Origin of the sequence: Mesorhizobium sp. M7A.F.Ca.US.005.03.2.1, assembly GCF_003997795.1 — a bacterium.
GTDB lineage: Bacteria > Pseudomonadota > Alphaproteobacteria > Rhizobiales > Rhizobiaceae > Mesorhizobium > Mesorhizobium ciceri.
The window spans coordinates 1-993 of record NZ_RZRP01001358.1; the positions used below are offsets into that span (position 1 = coordinate 1).

1 protein-coding gene and 1 pseudogene are annotated in these 993 nt (G+C 60.7%); both read right to left on the minus strand.

From position 1 onward, the window contains the following. A pseudogene (locus EN991_RS37735) lies at window positions 1–206 on the minus strand (gamma-glutamylcyclotransferase); the annotation flags it as partial. A gap of 126 nt (window positions 207–332) precedes the next feature. Beyond that, on the minus strand, window positions 333–854 hold the full coding sequence (locus EN991_RS37740) for an Hsp20/alpha crystallin family protein (protein ID WP_127370606.1): 522 nt from the start codon (window positions 852–854) through the stop codon (window positions 333–335). Window positions 855–993: the final 139 nt, after the last annotated feature.

The window sequence follows — 993 nt, forward strand, 5'->3', positions numbered from 1 at the left end:
AGTTTCAGCGGCCCGGCCGGAGCGCCGGCCAGCACCTCGTCGCGGATACGCGCATAGTCGGCATCGGTCATGTGAACCATGCCCGGCGTCAGCCCGGCATCCTCGACAGCACGCATAGTGCGCGCGACCAACGCCTCGGTCAGCGCCATCGGCGTGTTGCGCGGCACGGACTTGCGCGGCGATATGGCAGAAATCGGCTGGTTCATTTCATACCCTCTACCGTCGCCGTCATGTTGCCGAAGGCAGAGGGATTCTCAAGGGTCCATGTGACCGGCGCAAAATTCAACGGCCGATGCCGGGCGGGTGACCCTCCCGCCCGGCATCCAATCATTCTAGTGCTTGGTGCTCTTGCCGCCGATGGGGATGCGCCTCATCTTGTTCTGTGCCTTCTCGGATTTCGGCAAGGTGACGAACAGCACGCCGTTGCGGAAATCGGCAGCGACCTTGTCTTCTTCGACTTCGAAGCCGATCGGAATGCGACGTTCGAAGCGGCCGTAGAATCGCTCGGAGAACTGACGTTCCTTGTCGTCGGTTTCGGCGTGTTTTTCACCGCGCAACGTCAGGACGCCGTCATCGAGCAACACCTCGATGTCCTTTTCCTCCATGCCGGGTATCTCGGCGGTCACGCGGATTTCCTTGTCCGTTTCCGAGATTTCCACGCTAGGCCAGCCACCGCCCGCTGAAGAGAGCCTGCCCAAGGATGGAAGACGTGAACCGAAACCGCGGAACATGTCGTCAACAAGGCGGTTCATCTCGCGATGCAGGCTCATGAATGGGTCCTGATCGCGGTCGCCTGAGAGGGTCGGAACCTGGTTTGGATCGCGACCCCATGGCATCAGATCACGAATGGTCATTGCATTTGCTCCTTTCTTGATCCTGTCTATCGTTCGTTTGCATGCTCTGGTTGCCATGCTCGGACGATGCGCGTCTGCGCCATTGGCGCTCCCGTCCAGTTGGGAACGCCTGGATCAGTGGCGGGGGGCTGCGCACCCG